Raw genomic sequence first — 19,416 nt, 5'->3', positions numbered from 1 at the left:
CTTCAAAAAATACTGTTAGTTTCCTAAAGCTCTTTTACTTCAGAAGAAATTTTTTCCACCATGTCTTTGGCACTACCAAACAGCATCATTGTTTTGTCTTTGAAGAACAGCTCATTTTGTACCCCAGAAAAGCCTGTACTCATACTCCGTTTGATCACAATGGTGGTTTTGGCTTTATCTACTTCCAAAATTGGCATTCCATAAATGGGGCTACCTTTGTCGTGGCGCGCCGCTGGATTAACCACATCGTTGGCACCAATCACTAGGGCCACATCCGTATTATCAAACTGGGGATTGATATCGTCCATGTCATAAAGCTGGGTGTAAGGGACATTGGCCTCCGCGAGGAGCACATTCATATGCCCCGGCATTCGACCAGCCACAGGGTGAATCGCGTATTTGACTTCTACGCCTTTTTTCTCCAGCATATCGGCCAGCTCTTTGACGGAATGTTGCGCCTGGGCTACAGCCATCCCATAACCCGGAATAATGACAACACTGCGGGCATAGCCAAGCATCATGGCGCTTTCTTCAGGATCTACGCTTTTAATGGCGCCATCAATGGCCGCACCACCGTCTCCTTCTGGGGCACCGCCATCACTGCCAAAGCCCGCAAACAAGACGTTAGTAATGGAGCGGTTCATGGCTTTACACATGATCTGGGTGAGGATAATCCCCGATGCGCCCACCAAAGCTCCGGCAATAATGAGCATATTGTTGCCCACCACGAACCCGGCGGCACTGGCAGCTAGACCAGAGTAGGAATTGAGAAGAGAGATCACCACGGGCATATCGCCGCCACCGATGGGGATCACAAAGAGAACACCCAGCACAAGGGAGATCCCCACTAAGCCGAGAAAAATATTCGGATCAGGATTCACGAACAAATAGATACTGCCGCTGAGGAATCCTGCCAGAATGGCGAAATTAATGATCTGTTGGGCCGGGAAAATGACCGGGCGACCGGGCATGATCCCTTGTAATTTGCCAAAGGCAATGAGGCTTCCTGTTAGGGTGACGCCGCCAATGAGTACCCCCAAAATAATCGTGAGGCTAGTGGTGATGGAGAGGGTTTCTCCGAGGGATAGGAGTCGCCAAAATTCGGCGATCGCCACCAGGGCCGAAGCAGCCCCCCCCAGACCATTAAAGAGGCCGACCAATTGAGGCATATCGGTCATTTCGACTTTTTTCGCGGTGATCACACCGATGATACTGCCGATGACGATCCCCCCAGCGATCAGACCATAGTTTAAAACCTGTTGATTGAGCAGAGTGGCCACCACTGCCAGTAACATGCCCACCGCTGCAATGGAGTTGCCTTGACGGGCTGTTGCAGGGGAACCCAATTTCTTTAAGCCCAGAATAAACAGACAGGCTGCCACGAGATAACTCAGTTCGATGCCATTGGTAAGTAAGCTATCCATCACTTAGGCCTCCTTCTTCTTAAACATTTGCAGCATCCGGTCTGTGACCAAAAAACCGCCGACAACATTGATCGTGGCGCAGACCACCGCGATGAGACCGAGGATGACCGTTAAATTCCAGTGTTCTTCGCCAGAAACTAAAAGGGCACCAATTAGGGCGATGCCAGAGATGGCGTTGGCCCCAGACATGAGCGGTGTGTGTAGCGTGGGTGGGACTTTATTAATTACTTCAAAGCCCACAAAGGAAGCCAATACAAATACGAATAGGCTACTGAGCAGTGTTGCTGTTGTCATGAACAGTCAAAACTCCTTTAGATAAGATGAATAAATTTAGGTTCAAAACTGAGAAAATGTCTGTTTCTTAGGCAGTGACAGCCATTTGTTGCAGGGCGTCTTTGACCCGTTGATTGCGAATTTCCCCTTGGTGGGTCACACAAACAGAATCCAGGATGTCGTCGGCAAAATCGAGATTAATCGCGCCTTCGGGAATGAGCAGTTGTAGCAATGTCGCCATATTCTTGGCAAACATTTGGCTCGCATGGACAGGCACCGTGGAAGGAAGATTAATGGGAGCAATGATCGTGGCCCCGTGGACTTGGACTTCGCGGCCTGCCTCACAGCCTTCACAGTTACCCCCTTGTTCGCCGGCGAGATCGATCAAAACCGATCCGGTTTGCATCCGGGCGATCATGTCATCGGTCACGAGCAGGGGCGCACGGCGACCAGGAACTTGGGCGGTGGTGATCACCACATCGGCGGTGGCCACATGGTCTGAAATGAGGGCTTGGCTTTTCTTTTTCGAGTCTTCGGAAACTTCCTTGGCGTAGCCCCCAGCCGTGGCGGTTTCTTCTTCTAGTTGCACTTCGACAAATTTAGCGCCGAGACTTTGGACTTCTTCTTTGACGGCGGGCCGGATGTCAAAGGCCTCGACTACCGCGCCGAGTCTTCTGGCTGTGGCGATCGCCTGGAGACCCGCTACCCCAGCCCCAATTACAAACACCTTAGCTGGACGAATGGTGCCAGCGGCTGTGGTTAACATTGGGAAAAACTTGGGTAGGGCAGCGGCGGCAAGTAAAACCGCTTTGTAGCCAGCCACCCCAGCCTGAGAAGACAACACATCCATACTTTGGGCGCGACTGGTGCGGGGGATCAACTCCATGCCCAAGGCGGTGATCTTTTTATCTGCTAATTTTTGAATAATCTCTGGTTGTCCCAGGGGATTCAGCAAACTCGCCACCATTGACCCTTCCGGCAGGAGGGTAACCTCTTCTTCTGTGGGTACAGCCACCTTGACGAGGAGATCAGCCTCTTGCCAGAGGGATTGGCGATCGCCAACGACTTTTGCTCCAGCTTCCTCGTAGGCAGCATCGGGAAGGAGAGATGCCTCACCGGCCCCGGCCTCCACATGGATTTCCCAGCCTTTTTTAACAAGACGAGAAACCTGATCCGGTGTCAGGGCTACCCGACGTTCTCCGGCAACGGTTTCCCGAGCAACAGCAATTTTCATAGAAACTCCTTAACGAAACAATAGCAACAGACTGAACGGTAGATGTAGAGCAATTCAGTGGCAAAACCTTGAGAACCCAGGGCCGTCGGCCATCCCCATAAGGCTGTTACGGCGTCTTTTCGCAGTGTAGTGCTATCTTTTCCTTGGCGGACACCCTCTGTAATGTGTCTTATCAGTTTTTGTAAATCTCTGTTGCGTTGGCACTTCTTCGTCAGGATTTCGTCAGGGGAGTTGCTGAAAACGCAAACTTTAGTCACAATCGGTTACAGACTTTGAAGGCGCCTGTGAATATGCAACTCTTCCGTTCTCCCCTTTCCCGTTTGGCGATCGCCACCACCCTGTTAAGCAGTAGCCTGACTTTCATGCCCCAAATGGCTGAAGCCCGCCAACCCTGTGGGTCTTTTACGATCAACTGGGGGGGAACGATTCCCCAAGGGGACATTCTCAAGTGTGCCGTTGAATATAATTCCGGTGCCCGCCGCCGCGATCGCTACTACTTAGAAATCAAAAAAAGTAAAATCGTTGACCGCTTCCAGACCTTTGAACTGAGCTTCCCGGAAGACTTTGACGGTCGGGTCGATGACGCAAAAATTCGGGTCCGAGTCAATGGCCGAGAAGTTGCCCTCAACGAAGCCGCTACCGCCTGGGATCCCGATAGCTTACCCACCGATCCAGCCCAACAGAGCCAAACCATCCTCGGTAACATTGCCGCCAGTACAACCACACCGGATCGTGGGGGCGAATTAGTCCTGGTCAACGGCGAATTGGTGTTCCTCGATTCAGAAACCCTCGCCGCCCAACAGGCCAACCAAAGTAACAACACCAACAACAATAGTCCTGCTCCGGAACCAGAGGTTGTCGAAGAACCAGAAGATGAAGGCCCCCGTAGTCGTTCCCTAGTGATTACCCTCGCTGAACCCCTCAGTCCCGAAAGCGACGTCGAGATTATTCTCGATAGTGTCAACAATCCTTCTCGGGGGGGAATGTACTTGATAACGGCCTTTGCCCGTAGCCAAGGGGCGCCTCTCCCCAGCCGTTTGGGCTCTTGGTTATTGGATGTGGATTTTTAGGGATTGCCAGTTTCTTTACTGCTTGGGTACTGACCGGGGTAAATGCGATCAATTTCGCCGGAGTCCTTGGTTAACTTGACGGACACGGTATAATTAGAGACTGTCGTTTTCTAATTTTTTCGGCAAGGCGGCGATCGCCTCCGGAGAGAGCACCTATTTTCAAAGGAATATAAGGAGGACTTCCATGACTAAACGGACCCTAGGCGGCACCGTCCGCAAGCAAAAACGTACTTCTGGTTTTCGGGCTCGTATGCGCAGCCACACTGGCCAGAATGTTATCCGCGCCCGCAGAAAAAAAGGCCGTCATCGCCTTACTGTCTAATCCAGCGCGCAAACCATTATTTTGGTGAGGGGACTTGCCGTCTACCTCACTCTCATTTTCTTTGTGGGACTGCCAAAAGAACACCGTCTAAAACACTGGCGAGATTTTAAAACGATCTACAGTCAAGGGAAACGCTTCCGGGGAGATGCCCTAGCAATCATTCTCTTACCCCAGCCAGCGGCCCCAACCAAAATTGGCATCAGCATCAGCCGCAAAGTCAGTAAAAAAGCAGTGGTTCGGAATTTAATCAAACGCCGTATTCGCCACGCCTGTCGCACGCTACTGCCCCAGATTCAACCCGGTTGGCACATCGTCATTGCTGTGCGGTACAACGCCAGAGAATGCGAATATGAGCATTTTTTGCAAGAATTAAAAAGATTACTCATACAAGCCGAGGTATTCCATGGGCATTAAAGAAGACGTGATTTATGAGGGCGGCCCCCACATTGGGGATCTGATCCTCAATATCTTGCTGGGGTTCACGGTGATCTGTCTGCCGCTGACCGTCGGGGCGATTGTCCGAGCGTTGTGGCTCCGCTATCGCATTACCAGTCGGCGTATCTCGATTACTGGGGGCTGGCAGGGGCGCGATCGCACCGATATTATTTACAGCGAAGTTAGAAAAATCGTCAAGATTCCCCGGGGATTTGGCCTTTGGGGGGATCTAGTTGTGACCCTCCAGGATGGTAGCCGCCTAGAGTTGCGCTCCATGCCCAACTTCCGTGATATCTACAGTCACATTGCCGAAAAGGCAGCCGACCGCACCGGGGTTCCCCTAGAGGCGATCGCCGCCTAAGCGCCAATAAAAATTATTTATCGATTATTTTCTGGGTGAAATCCCAGTGGTTAGTCGGGAGAAACGCGACCCCTAATCTCATTTCTCCCATCGCTTTTTTAAAAGAAACCATTAAAAATAAGAACTAAACCCGATAAACTAACCCTTAAACAACTCATAGCTAGACGAACTTCAGACGCATGGATTTTGGGATCGGATTTTTATCAAACAACGTGATGTTGCCAATCCTAGATTTTTTCTATGGCATTGTGCCGAGCTACGGCTTTGCAATCATCGCCCTGACCCTTGTGATTCGATTTGCCGTTTATCCCCTAAGCGCCAAATCGATCCGCAGCATGAGACGCACAAAGATTACCCAACCCCTAATGCAAAAACGGGTCAAGGAAATCCAAGAGCGCTACAAAAATGACCCGGCAAAGCAACAAGCTGCGATGTCAGAGGTCTACAAAGAATTTGGGAATCCCCTCGCCGGTTGTTTACCGATTCTGTTGCAGATGCCCATCCTCTTTGCCCTCTTCGCCACCCTGCGGGGATCGCCATTTGCCAACATCAACTACACCGCTAATCTGCAAATTCTCCCCAGCGAGAAAATGGAGCAGGTACAGCCCCAGGCGGTCGATGTTAAAACCCAAAATGTTTATTTTGATAGCGGTATCCATTACCCAATCACCTTGTCTTTACCCGCTGGGAATAAAGTCGGTGTCGGGGAAACTACCCAATTTGTTCTTCAGAGTGACTCCGGGAAGGACTTTGCGGCCCTGGCTGCCGAATATCCAGACAGTAACATCAAGCCCAGCTTTGAAGTTACCAAAGGTCAAGAACGGGTAGAGATTCAACCCGATGGTTCCCTCGTGGCCCTTGCGCCTGGGGATGTCAGCATCCAGGTAACTGTGCCGGGGATCGCCGCTGATAAAGGATTTCTCTTCATTGAAGCCCTAGGCCGCATTGGGGTTAATGGTGACGATGGTATCCACTGGGATATTCTCGGCATGGTGCTGTTTTTTGGGGTGAGCCTTTACATTAACCAGACTATTTCTGGGGGCGCTCCTAGCAGCAATAACAACAGCGGCGGCGATCAACAGCAGCAGGCCCAACAAACGGTGAACAAAATTACGCCGTTGATTTTCTCAGGGATGTTCTTGTTTTTCCCACTACCGGCTGGGGTGTTGATGTATATGACGATCGCCAACGCGTTCCAAACGGTACAGACGTTCATCCTCACGAAGGAACCTTTACCAGAAAATCTCCAGAAACTGGTGGATGAACAGGAGAAGTCGGAGAAAGGGCGCGACAAGCTTCCCTTTGAGCGCAAAGGTAGCAAGAAAAAAGAGAAAACTTCAGGTTAAGAGCAGATGAACGAGACCAAAATCCAACGGGGTGAAACCTGGCTGGCGACACTGCTTGAGTTGATGGCGCTTCCGGCTCCGGTCACTGCGGCGGTGAAACAAGGCCTTGATGGGGAAGATTCTCTCTGGTTGACCATTGATCACCAAGCACTATCTGAGGCCCAACGGGAAAAATTAATTGGCGATCGCGGTCACTTAATCGATGCGATGCAATATTTAGCCAACATCACCCTGAACCATGATCTGCCGAAGGAGGAGCAATATCCCCTCACAGTGGATCTAGGGGGCTACCGCGAGAACCGCCTCAATGAACTTAAGGCGATCGCCACTGAAATTGCCCTCCGGGTGCAAGCCACCGGAGAAGCAGAAGCGATTGGCGATTTATCCTCGGCGGAACGGCGACAAATGCACGGCTTTTTTAAGGAATTTCCGCTCCTAAAAACCGAAAGCCAAGGTCAAGAACCCCACCGCCAACTCATTGTGCAATTGGCTCAATAACGGGGCTTCACCCTGAATATTTCCCAAGAGACGGGCTTTGTCCCGTCTTTTTTGTGGGAGTTTTACGGTAGGATGGGGCTGATAAATGCCGCGTCATCGGAGGTTTGAGGTGATGGATCGGATTTTTATTCCCCGACTATTAAAGGCCCCCCAGCAACAGGAGCAATTTGCTTTTGCGGAAACCCTCGTGGATTTGGAGACCTTGACCCCGGTACGCGGTGAAATGGCGATCGCCCACCGTCAAACTTACCTCGAAGTCACGGCCCAGGCCGAAACGATTGTGACCCTCACCTGCGATCGCTGCCTCCAGCATTACAATACCCGCCTCACCATAGACCGCACCGAACTGATTTGGCTCCAGAGTAACCTTGGCGAAGATCTCCCCGCAGAACGGGAAGTCAGCCTGGAAGATTTGGATGAGTCTTTAGATCCCCATGGCTACTTTGAACCAGAAACCTGGCTCTATGAACAATTTTGTTTAGAAATGCCCCTGCGAAAAGTCTGCGATCCCCAACGTTGTCCTGGAGCAGAAACGAACCCAGACGATGCGACGCCCCAAATTGATGCCCGTTGGGCCAAGCTGGCTGACCTCAAACAACAGCTCTCTTCCTAGCAAAAGAGGCAGTCGCACAAGGATGATGACCCTTGGTTTTAGGGAAATTTCCCCCTAAGCTTAAACATTAATTGAGTTGCCCTGTGCTGAAAGCGCTTTACCTATGACCTTCCGCGAAGAATTTAGCCTCCTTCTCCGTGCCTGTTATCCGCTGCTATATATCCCCACCCTCGAAGAAGAGCGGGTTGAAGGGGCGATCGCCCAATGTGCCGCGAACCTAGGACAGCGGACGGTCTACACCTGGGATTTTGTGGATGGCTACCAGGACAACCCCAATAACACCGGCTTTGGGAAACGGAATCCACTCCAAGCCCTCGAATTTATCGAAAAACTCCCCCCCAATATCGGTGGCATTTTTATCCTGCGAGATTTCCAGCGATTCCTCGAAGACATTGCGATCGCCCGGAAATTGCGCAACCTTGCCCGTCGCCTCAAGGCAGAACCGAAAAATATTGTGATTGTGGCCCCAGAGGTAAAAATTCCGGCAGATCTAGCGGAGGTACTCACCATCGTGAAATTTCCCCTGCCCACCGCGAATGAAATCCGCACCGAAATTGAACGCCTCCTCCAGGGCGTCGGCCAAACCCCCGAAGCCCAACTACTCAATGAATTAGTCCGGGCCGCCCAGGGACTTTCCCTAGAACGGATTCGCCGTGTGCTTACCCTCAGTCTGGCGAACCATGGTCAAATCCAAGCAGAAGACGTAGAACTTATCCTCGCTGAAAAGCGCCAGTCTATTCGTCAAACGCAAATTTTGGACTTCTATCCGGCCACCGAGCAAATTTCTGACATTGGCGGCCTCGATCGATTAAAAGAATGGTTATTGCGTCGGGGGGGAGCTTTCAGTGAAAAAGCACGGGAATATGGTCTGCCCCACCCACGGGGACTGTTGCTCGTCGGCATCCAAGGTACAGGTAAATCCCTCACCGCTAAGGCGATCGCCCACCACTGGCATTTACCCCTGCTGCGCCTTGATGTAGGACGTCTCTTTGCAGGCTTAGTGGGTGAATCCGAATCCCGCACCCGGCAGATGATCCAGCTCGCAGAAGCCCTTGCCCCTTGCATCCTCTGGATTGATGAAATTGATAAGGCTTTTGCTGGGGCTGATGGGGGAGGCGATGGGGGGACAACCAGCCGTGTCTTTGGCACTTTCATCACCTGGTTAGCAGAAAAACAAAGCCCTGTTTTTGTGGTCGCTACGGCTAACAAAATCCATACTTTGCCCCCTGAAATGCTGCGGAAGGGTCGTTTTGATGAAATCTTTTTTGTAGGTTTACCCAGCCAGGCCGAACGGGAAGCAATTTTCAATGTCCATCTTTCCCGCCTGCGGCCCCATAACCTCAAAAACTACGATGTAAAGCGTTTGGCCTACGAGACGCCTGATTTTTCTGGGGCTGAAATTGAACAAACCTTGATCGAGGCCATGCACCTGGGCTTTAGCCAAAATCGAGACTTCACCACCGACGACATTTTAGAAGCCGCGAGCCAAATCATTCCCCTAGCGCGCACCGCGAAAGAGCAAATCGAGTTTTTGCAACATTGGGCGACCTCTGGAAAGGCCCGCCTCGCCTCGCGACAACAAAATTTTTTGAACCCCTAAGACCCAGGGAGCGGTCAACTATAATGCTTTCTATGGGCCGTTCCTTTGATGTTGTTGGTGTCTCGGTCAGAGAGCAGATTTTATGAATATTTCTAATCTTTTTCAATTTATTCTTGGTTTTATCCTTGGGGTATTTTTGTTGGCGGTAGGCAGTGTTGGGGCTGCTTATTATTTCTTTAACCGCATGGCCGCTGCCCCGCCTAAACCGGTGTTTTCTGAGACCGTCGCTGATCCCCCAGAAACCACCCCGACATCGCCTCAATCCCAGGAAACCGAGCCTGAACCCACTGCCACCGCTGCCAATAATGATCCAGAGGCAACCGAGGCCGAAGCAGAGGAAGAGGAAGCCCCAGAACCAGAGGCGGCTAAAACATCGACGGATAGCTATAAAGCGACGGTCACTTGGTCGAGTGGCTTAAGTTTACGGGCAGAGCCTTCCCAAGACTCCGCTCGCTTGGGGGGTGTTGATTATAACGCCGAGGTAACGGTGCTCGGCATGAGTGACGATCAAGTGTGGCAGCAAATTCGTCTAGCGAACGGTACAGAAGCTTGGGTAAAAGCGGGCAATCTTCAAAAGGTTAATTAATTAATATCTGACAAGCCTCCCTTAGTCGCCAGTTTAGGAGAAACGGCCTTTAAGGTAGATAGGGCGATCGCCGGACAAATTAGTCAAAAAGTAAAAAAGAATCCGGATGCCTTCGTTGTCTTAGTCAAGAATCATATCGTTTGATTGATATTAGATGACAAGTGTTATTACGATTAATGAGTATAGAGTTTTTAACAAAATTTTCTGAGTGTGATGCTGTTTCAGTTCCAAAAAACACTCAATAAAGTTGTATCCAAGCTCCTTAATTTAAAGGTGGAGTACCCTTGGTTATTACTAGCTTTGATCATCACTAGCTACCTGGGTAATTACTTTAAATTAAGCTTATTTTTTGGTATTGACTTTTTATTTGGTTCTATTGCAGTTTGGATAATTTTATTTTTCTATGGGCCTTTTTGGGCGATCATCGCTGGGGCGATCGCCAGTGTGCATACATTTTTTATCTGGCACCATCCCTATGCCGTGGTGATTTTTGTCAGTGAAGTGCTTTTTGTGAGCTTTTTTTGGCAAAAAAAACGCCGCAATATCAATATTCCTTTCTATGACGCGATTTACTGGTTGACGATTGGTAGCATTCTAATTTTTAGCATTTATTTTTTAGTTTTAAAAATGGATGTCCAAGCCGTAACTACAGTTGCCCTGAAGCAATTTGTGAATGGAATTTTCAATGCTGAAATTGCTAGTTTAATTGTCAACTATCTCCCTTTTTTACAGCGGATAATCCCCCAACGCTACCGACGTGAAAATTCACTCCAAAAGATTGCCTTTGATGTCCTCCTGGCCTTTGTGGTGTTTCCCATTTTGACGTTGATGATTTTAAATGCCCAGGCAAGATTTCAGGCGATCAAACAGGAAATCCAGGACGTTTTGGTTACGTCTAGTCAATCCCTAACAACAGAATTAAAACTTTGGGAAGCCTCTTATCTAGAGGCAAGCCAATATGCGATCAATAGTATTGCCAAGGATGGTTTGCCAGTGGAGAGACTTGAGAACGTTCTCAGAGGTCTCCAAAGAGTTTATCCGGAATTAGCTTATATCGAAGTGTTTGATGCGGCGAATAATTCGGTGCTTGCCCTTAATGATCGCTCTAATTTGGTGTTCCAGGAAGTGAATGGAGAAATAAACCAGTCGATCCAAACTTATCGCCAAAGTAGCCAGTTTTTACAAAACGGCATTGTTGCGACAATTCACAAAGACCAAGAACATTTACATATCGATTACCTCTTGCAAATTCCGGGTGATTTGGGTTCATTTTATCTTGATGTTGATGTTGATTTTTTAGCGGATTTTTTGCAACGAAAACTACAAGCGGTACGACAATATCCGCTCCGGGCGATCGCCACAACCCAAGCAAACGATTTAGTGATTGCAGATTCTGCCAAACAGATCGCTGCGGGGGAGCCCTGGGTTTGGTACGACGAACGGGACAACCAACCCTTACTAGATCAAACGCTGGTTTCTTTACCAAAGACCGTTATTGGTAAATCGGCGATCGCCCGCTGGCAAGAAGCCTTTGGAGTTATTGTTCAACCCCTAGAAGGAACGCGATTTCCGGCTCAGTTATGGCTGACCCTCGGACTGGCGGAGGACATGGATGCCTTAGAACGTTACTACATTCGGAGTCTGGCGATCGTCCTGATTTTGCTGTTGTTGGCAGTGGTGACGGCGGAAAAAATGAGTCGTTGGCTGACAGCACCGCTGAATCAACTGAGTGCGATGACCGCCGATATTCAAGAGGAGCTGCAGCAGCAGGAACCGATTCTTCCTCTCAAGAGCTATATCAGTGAATTTAATCGTCTGAGCCAAAACTTTGAGGTGATGCTCAATACCCTACGACAACAATTCCAGGCGATCCAGGCGACAACCCTCAACCTCGAAGAACAGGTAGAAACAAGAACGAAAGCCCTCTCAGAAGAAGTACGACAGCGAGAACTGATTGAACAGCAATTACGGCAGAGTGAAGAACGCTACGAGTTGGCGATCGCCGCTACCAATGACGGTATCTGGGATTGGGATCTCCGTTCAGATCAGGTTTATCGCTCCCGGTCTTGGTTTCGTCTTCTGGGCTACAAAGAATCCAACCTACGGCCTCAGATTACAGGTCGCCAAATGTGGGCCGATCTCGTTCACCCCGATGATTTAGCCCAGGCCCAGGCTGCCATGACAAATCATCTCCAGGGATTGACCGCAAGTTATCAAAACGTCCATCGTCTACGCCATTGTGATGGCCAATACCGGTGGATTTTGAGTAAAGCGAAGTGCCTCAAAGATGAACAGGACAACCCTTACCGCATCGTCGGCACAATCACCGACATTACAGACAAAGTGGAAGCCGAAATCCAACTGAAGCTTGCCAAGGAAGACGCAGAACAAGCCAACCGTGCCAAAAGCGAGTTTCTGGCGACCATGAGCCACGAGATCCGGACGCCGATGAATGCCGTGATTGGGATGGCGGAACTTCTCAGGGATACAGACCTCACGGCCCAACAACAGGAATTTATCGACATTATTCGCAATAGTGGCAGTAACCTCCTCGCGATCATTAACGATATTCTGGATTTTTCGAAAATTGAATCGGGAAAATTTGAGTTAGAGTTGCAGCCCTTTAACCTGCAAACCTGTTTAGAAAACTGTTTAGAAAACTGTTTAGATTTGATGTCGACCCGGGCGATCGCCAAGCCCATTTACCTGAGCTATATCCTTGATCCCGATGTGCCCCACTACTTAATGGGAGATGTGACGCGCTTTCAACAGATTATGCTCAATCTCTTGGGCAATGCCGTCAAATTTACCAATCGTGGTGACGTTTCCCTCTGGGTACAAAAAGTCCCCACAGCGACGGGTGACGGGGATCAAGTCTGTCTGCGATTTGCGATCCTAGATACAGGCATCGGCATTCCGGCGCAGCAGATGACCCGGTTGTTCCAACCCTTTAGCCAGGGGGATGCTTCCACTTCGCGCCGCTATGGTGGGACGGGGTTGGGTCTCGTAATTAGCAAACGACTGGTGGAGTTGATGGGGGGGAAACTTTGGGTCGAAAGTGGTGGGATCATGGCTGGTCAATTTCCCCAGGAAATGTCCCCTGATCCGCCAAAAATCTTCCAATCCGTGGCGCGGCAAACGGTATTTTATGCGCAAATTCCCTTTACCATTGCCCCGATTTCCGCAAAAGAAATCACCCTCCATGAACTCCCGCCCCAACTCCAGGAGAAAAACTTCCTGATCCTCCATCCGAGTCCTTTATTTGCCCGCAGCATTTCCCATTTATTGACAGCAACTGGAGCAGCAGTTTCCCATACAACCATGGCCTCCGGTGCTTTGGATATCTTGCATCAACGTTCCATTGATCTGTTGATGATGGAGATGAAAACGGATCTTGTTTCCGCAGATTTTTTCCGACAAATTAAGCAATCTAGTCAAAATCCTGACCTGGCAATTGTGGCGATCGCCCCGCCCCTCAGTACTGCCGAATCGACTCATTATCCAGCCATCTCCCAGCAGCTCCAATTACGTCAGCCCATCAAGCAGGAAGCCCTTTACCATTGCCTATCCTTGGCGATCGCCGAGGCCCTACCCACAACGGCCATGGAGCCTGCCTCTCCCTTTGATGCAACCTTGGGGCAAGCCTACCCCCTCAAGATTCTGTTGGCAGAAGATAATATTGTGAACCAAAAAGTTGCCCTCAATATTTTGGCCCGCCTCGGCTATGGTGTAGAGGTGGCGACCAATGGCCTCGAAGTCCTGAGTCGTTTACAAAGCGATAACTATGATGTCATTTTGATGGATGTACAAATGCCTGCGATGGATGGCCTCGAAGCCACTAGACAAATTCGCCAGCGTGATGCCCGGTCGCCCCAGTCCCAGGGGAAGCGTCCCTGGATTATTGCTATGACCGCCAATGCGATGCAGGGCGATCGCCAAGTTTGTCTAGATGCGGGGATGGACGATTACCTGAGTAAACCGATTCAAGTAAAAAAGCTCCTCCATGCCCTGAAGGTCGCCTACCATTACCACCAGTCCCTCTCCACTACCCAGTCTTCTTCTGATTAAAGTCTATGGCCTCTTCATCTGCTGCCGACGAAGTCAATTTAGAGCAACTAGCTGAGATGGTCAGCTATGACTTAGCAACATTACAAGACCTCGTTGAAACTTTTCTAGAAGATACTCCCCTGCTGATTGCGGCGATGCAGACGGGTTACGAACAACACAATCAGGCGGAGCTTGTGCGCAATGCCCACACCCTCAAATCCAGTAGTCGGCTATTTCAGATGGAGCAATTTGCTTGCCAATGCCAGGCCCTAGAGGGGGCAGCCCATGCCCAAGATTGGCCTCTCGTGGCAACTCTCTTACAGCAGCTAGGGCAAGACTATCAGGCGATCGCCGCTGCCCTAACCCTTAAACTGACCCAATTAATGGCTTAGGTGGAGTCCTAGCACTAATTCAAAATAGTCTCGCAAGATAATCCAGCAGAATCGCTACAATTTCTGTTAGATCATCGTTTTGTGCAATGGAGAACTATGGCTTTTATTTTGACATTCCTTGGTAAAGGTGGGGTCGGTCGTTCCACTGTGGCGATCGCCGCCGCGAAAAAATATGCCCAAGCAGGTAAGCGGGTTTTACTCATTGGCCAAGATCCAAGTCCTGCCTGGGGGATCGCCCTGGGGATGTCACCGAGTTTTAGTCCCGTTAACCTTGAAAATAACCTCGATGCCGTGCAGATCATGGCCACTGCTGCCCTCGAATCCGGCTGGGAGCAGGTCAAAGCATTAGAAGCAAAATATCTGCGATCGCCCACCCTGAAAAACGTTTATGGCCAGGAATTAGGGATTTTGCCGGGGATGGATAGCGCTGTAATCCTCAAGGAAATTTGGGACTACGACAAAAGCGGCCAGTACGATGTGATTATCTTTGACGGTGATGGCGACCTCAATACCCTACGACTGTTAGGCACTCCCGAAATTTTAAGCTGGTACATCCGCCGCTTCCGGGAAGTGTTCCAAGCCTCTGACCTGGGTCGTGCCATTTCCCCCTTTATTCAGCCCGTGACCAGCGCCATTTTAAATGTTTCCTGGACGTTTGATAACTTTGCCGCTGAACCCACCCAAGAGGCAAACCAAGTCCTCGATGAAGGCAAAAAAGCGATGGCTGACCCCAACCGTTTCGCCGCATACCTCGTCACCGATGCCAGTGCTGGGGCGATCGCCAAAGCGAAATATCTCTGGGGCAGTGCCCAGCAGGTGAATGTGACTGTCGGTGGTGTCATCGTCAATCGTAGCGATGCAGATGTTGGCCCTGAATTTGAACCCCTGACGAATACCGCCCTACCCACAGTAGAGGCTGATCATTGGGAAGACCTCATTTCCCATCTGCCTGACTTTAGCCAAGCGGCCCAGGCTCCTCGGCCCCTAATCATCGATACCGCTGCCCGTCAGGTGAAAGTATTCCTCCCCACCTTTGACAAAAAACAGGTTAAGCTCACCCAATATGGCCCCGAAATCACCATCGAAGCAGGGGATCAACGGCGTAATATTCTGCTGCCGCCTCCCCTCAAAGGTGCTCCTGTAAAGGGGGCAAAATTCCAAAATCAATATCTGGTTATTTCCCTGTAATTTGATGTTATGGCGCAGCACTATGGCCGACTTCTTTGAAACACTTCCCATTAAGCTAAATCGCCAGAATTTAGACCAAACATGTCGTAAATACAATGTTCGCAAAATGGCTTTATTTGGCTCTGTACTTCGTGAAGACTTTTCCCAAGAAAGTGATGTTGATATTCTTGTCGAATTTCAAGCAGGAAAAACTCCTGGTTGGGAAATTGTCACCATGGCCGATGAACTTAGTGCTATTTTTTGCCGAACCGTCGATTTGCGTACTCTTGGAGACTTGAGTCGTTACTTCCGCGATGAGGTTGTTCAAGAGGCTGTTACGCTCTATGAGCAAGATTGATGATTTTACCCGCCTAAAGCACATTCAGGATTCAGCCCGCCTTGTGCTGCTATTTACAGCAGGTCGTACCCGTGATGACTTGGCGTCTGATGAAATGCTTTCCCTCGCCCTCGTTCGCCTTGTGGAAATTATCGGTGAGGCAGCGAACCATATCTCCTTTGATGTACGGGACTCTCATCCGGAAGTGCCTTGGCGACAGATGATTGGTATGAGAAATCGCTTAATCCATGGGTATTTTGATGTTGACTTAGATATTCTTTGGGTGGTTGTTTCTCACGATATCGCTGATCTTTTGATCAACATTAATAAAATCGTGACTGAACTCGAAGACTCATAAGGCGATCGCCTAATCTCATTCTAAAGGTCTATTTAGAAAGCACAAAATGAAAGAATGCCCAATAAATCAAGAAAAAACTTAAGAAAAAGTAAAAAATGTCTAAAATAGGGGACTTTTTCCGGAAAGCACGACCAAATCAAGCCCGGAACCTATGAAGTTAGTCTGCGTTTCGTTACCATACATAAAATAAGCTTGAGGTCTTGATTGTAAAATTCTGGAGTGGTAGCCCGCTACAGCCGAATGGTCACTGGGAAGACATCATTGCTGGCCTGAGTGACTGCACCATCGACTGATTGCACATCTTTGTTTTTCGTTGTCCATCGTCCTAGAGGGATCTGAATTGTGGGAAAAACGCTTTGGCGCGATCGCCTAGAGCCGGATCAAAGTCACGGTTCGGCATTGGGGGAGGGAATGGGAACTTCCTGCCAACGGCGTCAACTGTCCCCATCAACCTGGCAACAATGGCTCACCCAAAGAACCCCCGCACCATCTGGGGAGATTGTCAGCGAAATCACTAAAATTTCAGCGGTGGATAGTCTGGTGGTGCTCCGGGCCATTGAACAAATTCTGCCCAGTCCCCTCAATCACTTCTATTGGGAAAATCGCCAACAGCAACGGGCGATCCTCAACTTTGGCACCCTAAGCGAATTAGTTCCCCAGGGAGAGGATCGTTTTCGCCAAGCCCAGCAATTTATCACCCATTGGCAACCGAGAATTCAGCGCAATATCAACATTCCGATTCCTTACTTTTCCTGTGGGTTCACGTTTTTTAGTGCCCAAACCCCCGAAGCGCCTTTTCCGCCTGGTTTAGTCACCATTCCTAGACTGCAACTGGTGCAACACCAACGGGATTATTTTTTAGTGCTCAATGGCGATCGCCAACAGCGTACTCTTTTACATCAAATCGCCCAACAATTGCGACAATTTCTCGCGACTCTGCCCCAGGAACTCGTCCCTTCCCTAGGGATTCGGGGCACTGTCTGCACCGCCTCAACGGGATTTACCCAGGCTGTCCGGCGAGCCCTCCGACTCATTGACCAAGGTAAACTCAGTAAAATTGTCCTGGCCCATGCCCTCGATGTCACGGCCAATCAAGCCTTTGATGTGGTGCATGCCCTGGATAATTTGCGCGATCGCCACCCGGACTGTTGTGTTTTTTCCCTCCGTAATCAGCGGGGTGACACATTTACCGGCGCAAGTCCAGAACGGCTGTTAGCGGTACAGCAGGGACAATTGGTGACCGATGCCCTCGCCGGATCTGCCCCCCGGGGGGAATCTTTGCTCACAGATCAGCGTCTCGCCAAAAGCCTACTCCACAGTGAAAAGGAACAACGGGAACACCAGGCCGTGGCAGATTTCCTACTAGGACAACTCCAGAGCCTTGGTCTCGATCCCCAGGCGGCTCCCCGTAAGCTCCTTAAACTTTCTAATATTCAGCACCTCTGGACACCGATTCATGCAATCCTACCGCCGCAAATTCATCCCCTAGAGGTAGTGGCCCACTTACATCCAACACCAGCAGTGGCCGGCGTCCCCAGAGCGATCGCCTGTGCGGAAATTCGCCAAGCAGAAACCTTTGACCGTACCCTTTATGCCGCTCCTATCGGTTGGCTCGATAGTCAGGGCAATAGTGAATTTATCGTGGCGATTCGGTCGGCCTTGATTCGGGGTAACCATGCGCGACTCTACGGTGGGGCCGGAATTGTCGCCGGTTCCCAGCCGGAACGGGAATATGCCGAAGTCCAGTTAAAATTGACCTCCCTTTTGGAAGCCTTGACGTGATATGGCTCTTAAAACCTGTACTCTACCGATAAACTTAATGCCAGCTTATACTAGAGTACGATTTTAACTTTTAAGATCTAAAATTAATGCCACTAATTTATTTCCCAATCACGAATAATTTCTTTTTTATCAAGCATAGAAAAGACCCACTCACGTCCTTTCTTTTCTTTTCTAAATAATTTTAAATCAACTAATTTATTTAAAATATTTGCTGCGGTGTTGTAGGAGCAACTCAAATTATTTTTAACTTCATTCGTAGTAAAATAACTCACTACACCATTTTTGGCAACTTGTAATATGATACGCTGCCTATGATTTAGTTGTTCGTATAATCCAGACTCCCAAAGCCATTGATTAAAATCCTCCATATTTTTGAGGTTTTTTTCGTATGTTGTTCTGAATCTTTTAATGGCTCTAGTGATGATATCACACTGATAGTTCAAAAAATATGTCAAGTCCATATTATCAGTTTCAGTATATAGGTAACTTTTAGCATACTGGGCAGGAGCTTTTTTCAATAGTGAACTAATAGTGATATAGCGAAATGCTGCAAATCTATTTTTGAACATATACCAGTAAAAGAGAGATCTTGCGACTCTTCCATTGCCATCATAAAAAGGATGCTCATAACCAATGGCGAAATGCAGAGTAATTGCCTTGATTAAAGGATGTAAATAATTAGAACTGTCAACCTCATGATGTTGAATATTTGCCCAGTTTGATAACTTTTCTAGTCTTTCTTTTAATCCTTGTGATGATGGAGGAGTATATATGACATTTCCTATTTCATCAACTATTTCAACATCATCTGTATCACGAATTCTGCCAGGATAATATTTATTGTCCTGAATTCCTTTGACTCCAGCAATATGAAGTTCTTTGATTAAATCTAATGAGAGAAGTTCATCTCGATGCTCCCATGCAAAATGCATCATATTAAAGTTACCAAGAATCATTTTCTCGTCAGGAGTTCTTGGTTTTCTTTGTCTTTTTAGAAGAGTTTTTGCAACCCGTGTTGTTGTCGCAGCGCCTTCTAACTGACTACTTCCAATAGCCTCATCTTCGATTAAGTCGTTAATTAAATATTCAAAGTTCTTCTGCTCTCCTATCTTGCTACACATTAATTCTAGGGCAGCATTTGTAGTGTGTCTATCCACTTCGGAACAGGCTTTTTGGATAATGTGTGTCAAGAAAAATTCGCACTCTATTGGAGGTGATCCGAGAGCTATGACTGGCTTGAGTTGATTTTGCCGTGCTCTTTTAACAAACTGCCAAGCTAATTTTGCATTAACTGATTTATCGACTCTGTACTGAAGCTCATCAAATGATAAGTATCTTCCCTTAGAATCAACTGGAGAATTTAATTCTAAGTATTGTTCAATTTTATGTGGTGATTTTTTTAAAAACTCGTGAAGTAGCTTTCTTTGCTCTTTTTCTGAAGGAGGAGTCGTAATTTTCATAAAATTATCCTACTTTTTATTTCATTTTGACTTATTTTTGAGATAAAGACCAGGAAATAGGCCCAGAAAAAGTTGCTAAGATCGCAGTGTAACGGAAAGTAAAGGCCGCTC

The 19,416-nt window shown here is 48.7% G+C and carries 19 protein-coding genes; 15 read left to right on the top strand and 4 right to left on the bottom strand.

Going from position 1 to position 19,416, the window contains the following annotated elements; genetic code table 11:
- Positions 1–23 precede the first annotated feature (23 nt).
- From FEK30_RS09475 to FEK30_RS09465, 3 genes are all read right to left on the bottom strand, one after another.
- Entirely contained in the window at positions 24–1,424 is a 1,401-nt protein-coding gene (locus FEK30_RS09475) for an NAD(P)(+) transhydrogenase (Re/Si-specific) subunit beta (RefSeq protein ID WP_012306611.1), read from the bottom strand.
- Between the two features lie 3 nt (positions 1,425–1,427).
- Complete coding sequence (locus FEK30_RS09470) at positions 1,428–1,718, bottom strand: NAD(P) transhydrogenase subunit alpha part 2 (RefSeq protein ID WP_012306612.1); 291 nt, start codon at positions 1,716–1,718, stop codon at positions 1,428–1,430.
- Between the two features lie 67 nt (positions 1,719–1,785).
- Positions 1,786–2,931, bottom strand: a complete 1,146-nt coding sequence (locus tag FEK30_RS09465; protein WP_138073056.1) for a Re/Si-specific NAD(P)(+) transhydrogenase subunit alpha — start codon at positions 2,929–2,931, stop codon at positions 1,786–1,788.
- A gap of 290 nt (positions 2,932–3,221) precedes the next feature.
- Here FEK30_RS09465 and FEK30_RS09460 point away from each other — a divergent pair, with 290 nt between their 5' ends.
- From FEK30_RS09460 to FEK30_RS09390, 15 genes are all read left to right on the top strand, one after another.
- Positions 3,222–4,001 carry a DUF2808 domain-containing protein gene (locus FEK30_RS09460; protein WP_138073782.1) on the top strand — a complete coding sequence of 260 codons (780 nt, stop codon included), beginning with the start codon at positions 3,222–3,224 and terminating at the stop codon, positions 3,999–4,001.
- A gap of 184 nt (positions 4,002–4,185) precedes the next feature.
- Entirely contained in the window at positions 4,186–4,323 is a 138-nt protein-coding gene (gene rpmH, locus FEK30_RS09455) for a 50S ribosomal protein L34 (protein WP_012306615.1), read from the top strand.
- Between the two features lie 63 nt (positions 4,324–4,386).
- The gene (gene rnpA / locus FEK30_RS09450; RefSeq protein WP_012306616.1) at positions 4,387–4,737 is read left to right on the top strand and encodes a ribonuclease P protein component; all 351 of its coding nucleotides are present in this window, start codon (positions 4,387–4,389) and stop codon (positions 4,735–4,737) included.
- Positions 4,727–5,119, top strand: coding sequence for a PH domain-containing protein (locus FEK30_RS09445; protein WP_065710394.1), 393 nt, complete (start codon positions 4,727–4,729; stop codon positions 5,117–5,119). Before rnpA ends, FEK30_RS09445 begins: the two co-directional genes overlap by 11 nt.
- A gap of 179 nt (positions 5,120–5,298) precedes the next feature.
- Positions 5,299–6,465, top strand: a complete 1,167-nt coding sequence (gene yidC, locus FEK30_RS09440) for a membrane protein insertase YidC (protein ID WP_012306618.1) — start codon at positions 5,299–5,301, stop codon at positions 6,463–6,465.
- 6 nt (positions 6,466–6,471) lie between these two features.
- Entirely contained in the window at positions 6,472–6,963 is a 492-nt protein-coding gene (locus tag FEK30_RS09435; RefSeq protein WP_062433199.1) for a Jag family protein, read from the top strand.
- A 112-nt stretch (positions 6,964–7,075) separates the two neighbouring features.
- Positions 7,076–7,576 (top strand): YceD family protein, encoded by a 501-nt coding sequence (locus FEK30_RS09430; RefSeq protein WP_138073055.1) that lies wholly within the window; start codon positions 7,076–7,078, stop codon positions 7,574–7,576.
- A 103-nt stretch (positions 7,577–7,679) separates the two neighbouring features.
- Positions 7,680–9,176, top strand: coding sequence for an AAA family ATPase (locus tag FEK30_RS09425; protein WP_138073054.1), 1,497 nt, complete (start codon positions 7,680–7,682; stop codon positions 9,174–9,176).
- An 82-nt stretch (positions 9,177–9,258) separates the two neighbouring features.
- Complete coding sequence (locus tag FEK30_RS09420) at positions 9,259–9,762, top strand: SH3 domain-containing protein (protein ID WP_138073053.1); 504 nt, start codon at positions 9,259–9,261, stop codon at positions 9,760–9,762.
- A gap of 213 nt (positions 9,763–9,975) precedes the next feature.
- Complete coding sequence (locus tag FEK30_RS09415) at positions 9,976–13,830, top strand: response regulator (RefSeq protein ID WP_138073052.1); 3,855 nt, start codon at positions 9,976–9,978, stop codon at positions 13,828–13,830.
- Positions 13,831–13,835: 5 nt separating this feature from the next.
- On the top strand, positions 13,836–14,201 hold the full coding sequence (locus FEK30_RS09410) for an Hpt domain-containing protein (protein ID WP_065710397.1): 366 nt from the start codon (positions 13,836–13,838) through the stop codon (positions 14,199–14,201).
- A gap of 96 nt (positions 14,202–14,297) precedes the next feature.
- Positions 14,298–15,389, top strand: coding sequence for a Get3/ArsA fold putative tail anchor-mediating ATPase NosAFP (locus FEK30_RS09405; RefSeq protein WP_138073051.1), 1,092 nt, complete (start codon positions 14,298–14,300; stop codon positions 15,387–15,389).
- A 22-nt stretch (positions 15,390–15,411) separates the two neighbouring features.
- Positions 15,412–15,726 (top strand): nucleotidyltransferase family protein, encoded by a 315-nt coding sequence (locus FEK30_RS09400; RefSeq protein ID WP_138073050.1) that lies wholly within the window; start codon positions 15,412–15,414, stop codon positions 15,724–15,726.
- A complete protein-coding gene (locus FEK30_RS09395) occupies positions 15,713–16,063 on the top strand; it encodes a HepT-like ribonuclease domain-containing protein (RefSeq protein WP_138073049.1) in 351 nt (116 codons plus the stop codon). Before FEK30_RS09400 ends, FEK30_RS09395 begins: the two co-directional genes overlap by 14 nt.
- Before the next feature lie 342 nt (positions 16,064–16,405).
- The gene (locus FEK30_RS09390) at positions 16,406–17,845 is read left to right on the top strand and encodes an isochorismate synthase (protein ID WP_255447848.1); all 1,440 of its coding nucleotides are present in this window, start codon (positions 16,406–16,408) and stop codon (positions 17,843–17,845) included.
- Between the two features lie 92 nt (positions 17,846–17,937).
- Here the strand turns inward: FEK30_RS09390 and FEK30_RS09385 are convergent, their stop codons facing one another.
- On the bottom strand, positions 17,938–19,305 hold the full coding sequence (locus FEK30_RS09385; RefSeq protein ID WP_065710399.1) for a Fic family protein: 1,368 nt from the start codon (positions 19,303–19,305) through the stop codon (positions 17,938–17,940).
- Between the last annotated feature and the right edge of the window lie 111 nt (positions 19,306–19,416).

The organism is Picosynechococcus sp. PCC 11901 (assembly GCF_005577135.1).
GTDB lineage: Bacteria > Cyanobacteriota > Cyanobacteriia > Cyanobacteriales > MRBY01 > MRBY01.
This window is presented reverse-complemented; position numbering and strand designations above follow the sequence as displayed.

Excerpts from the sequence above, each read along its gene's own strand:
- FEK30_RS09410 (WP_065710397.1), top strand. The coding sequence starts at position 13,836 with ATGGCCTCTTCATCTGCTGCCGACGAAGTCAATTTAGAGCAACTAGCT.
- FEK30_RS09395 (WP_138073049.1), top strand. The coding sequence starts at position 15,713 with ATGAGCAAGATTGATGATTTTACCCGCCTAAAGCACATTCAGGATTCA.
- FEK30_RS09420 (WP_138073053.1), top strand. The coding sequence starts at position 9,259 with ATGAATATTTCTAATCTTTTTCAATTTATTCTTGGTTTTATCCTTGGG.
- FEK30_RS09475 (WP_012306611.1), bottom strand. The coding sequence starts at position 1,424 with ATGGATAGCTTACTTACCAATGGCATCGAACTGAGTTATCTCGTGGCA.
- FEK30_RS09460 (WP_138073782.1), top strand. The coding sequence starts at position 3,222 with ATGCAACTCTTCCGTTCTCCCCTTTCCCGTTTGGCGATCGCCACCACC.
- yidC (WP_012306618.1), top strand. The coding sequence starts at position 5,299 with ATGGATTTTGGGATCGGATTTTTATCAAACAACGTGATGTTGCCAATC.
- FEK30_RS09445 (WP_065710394.1), top strand. The coding sequence starts at position 4,727 with ATGGGCATTAAAGAAGACGTGATTTATGAGGGCGGCCCCCACATTGGG.
- FEK30_RS09385 (WP_065710399.1), bottom strand. The coding sequence starts at position 19,305 with ATGAAAATTACGACTCCTCCTTCAGAAAAAGAGCAAAGAAAGCTACTT.
- FEK30_RS09430 (WP_138073055.1), top strand. The coding sequence starts at position 7,076 with ATGGATCGGATTTTTATTCCCCGACTATTAAAGGCCCCCCAGCAACAG.
- FEK30_RS09435 (WP_062433199.1), top strand. The coding sequence starts at position 6,472 with ATGAACGAGACCAAAATCCAACGGGGTGAAACCTGGCTGGCGACACTG.
- FEK30_RS09470 (WP_012306612.1), bottom strand. The coding sequence starts at position 1,718 with ATGACAACAGCAACACTGCTCAGTAGCCTATTCGTATTTGTATTGGCT.
- FEK30_RS09400 (WP_138073050.1), top strand. The coding sequence starts at position 15,412 with ATGGCCGACTTCTTTGAAACACTTCCCATTAAGCTAAATCGCCAGAAT.
- FEK30_RS09405 (WP_138073051.1), top strand. The coding sequence starts at position 14,298 with ATGGCTTTTATTTTGACATTCCTTGGTAAAGGTGGGGTCGGTCGTTCC.
- FEK30_RS09415 (WP_138073052.1), top strand. The coding sequence starts at position 9,976 with ATGCTGTTTCAGTTCCAAAAAACACTCAATAAAGTTGTATCCAAGCTC.
- rpmH (WP_012306615.1), top strand. The coding sequence starts at position 4,186 with ATGACTAAACGGACCCTAGGCGGCACCGTCCGCAAGCAAAAACGTACT.
- FEK30_RS09465 (WP_138073056.1), bottom strand. The coding sequence starts at position 2,931 with ATGAAAATTGCTGTTGCTCGGGAAACCGTTGCCGGAGAACGTCGGGTA.
- FEK30_RS09425 (WP_138073054.1), top strand. The coding sequence starts at position 7,680 with ATGACCTTCCGCGAAGAATTTAGCCTCCTTCTCCGTGCCTGTTATCCG.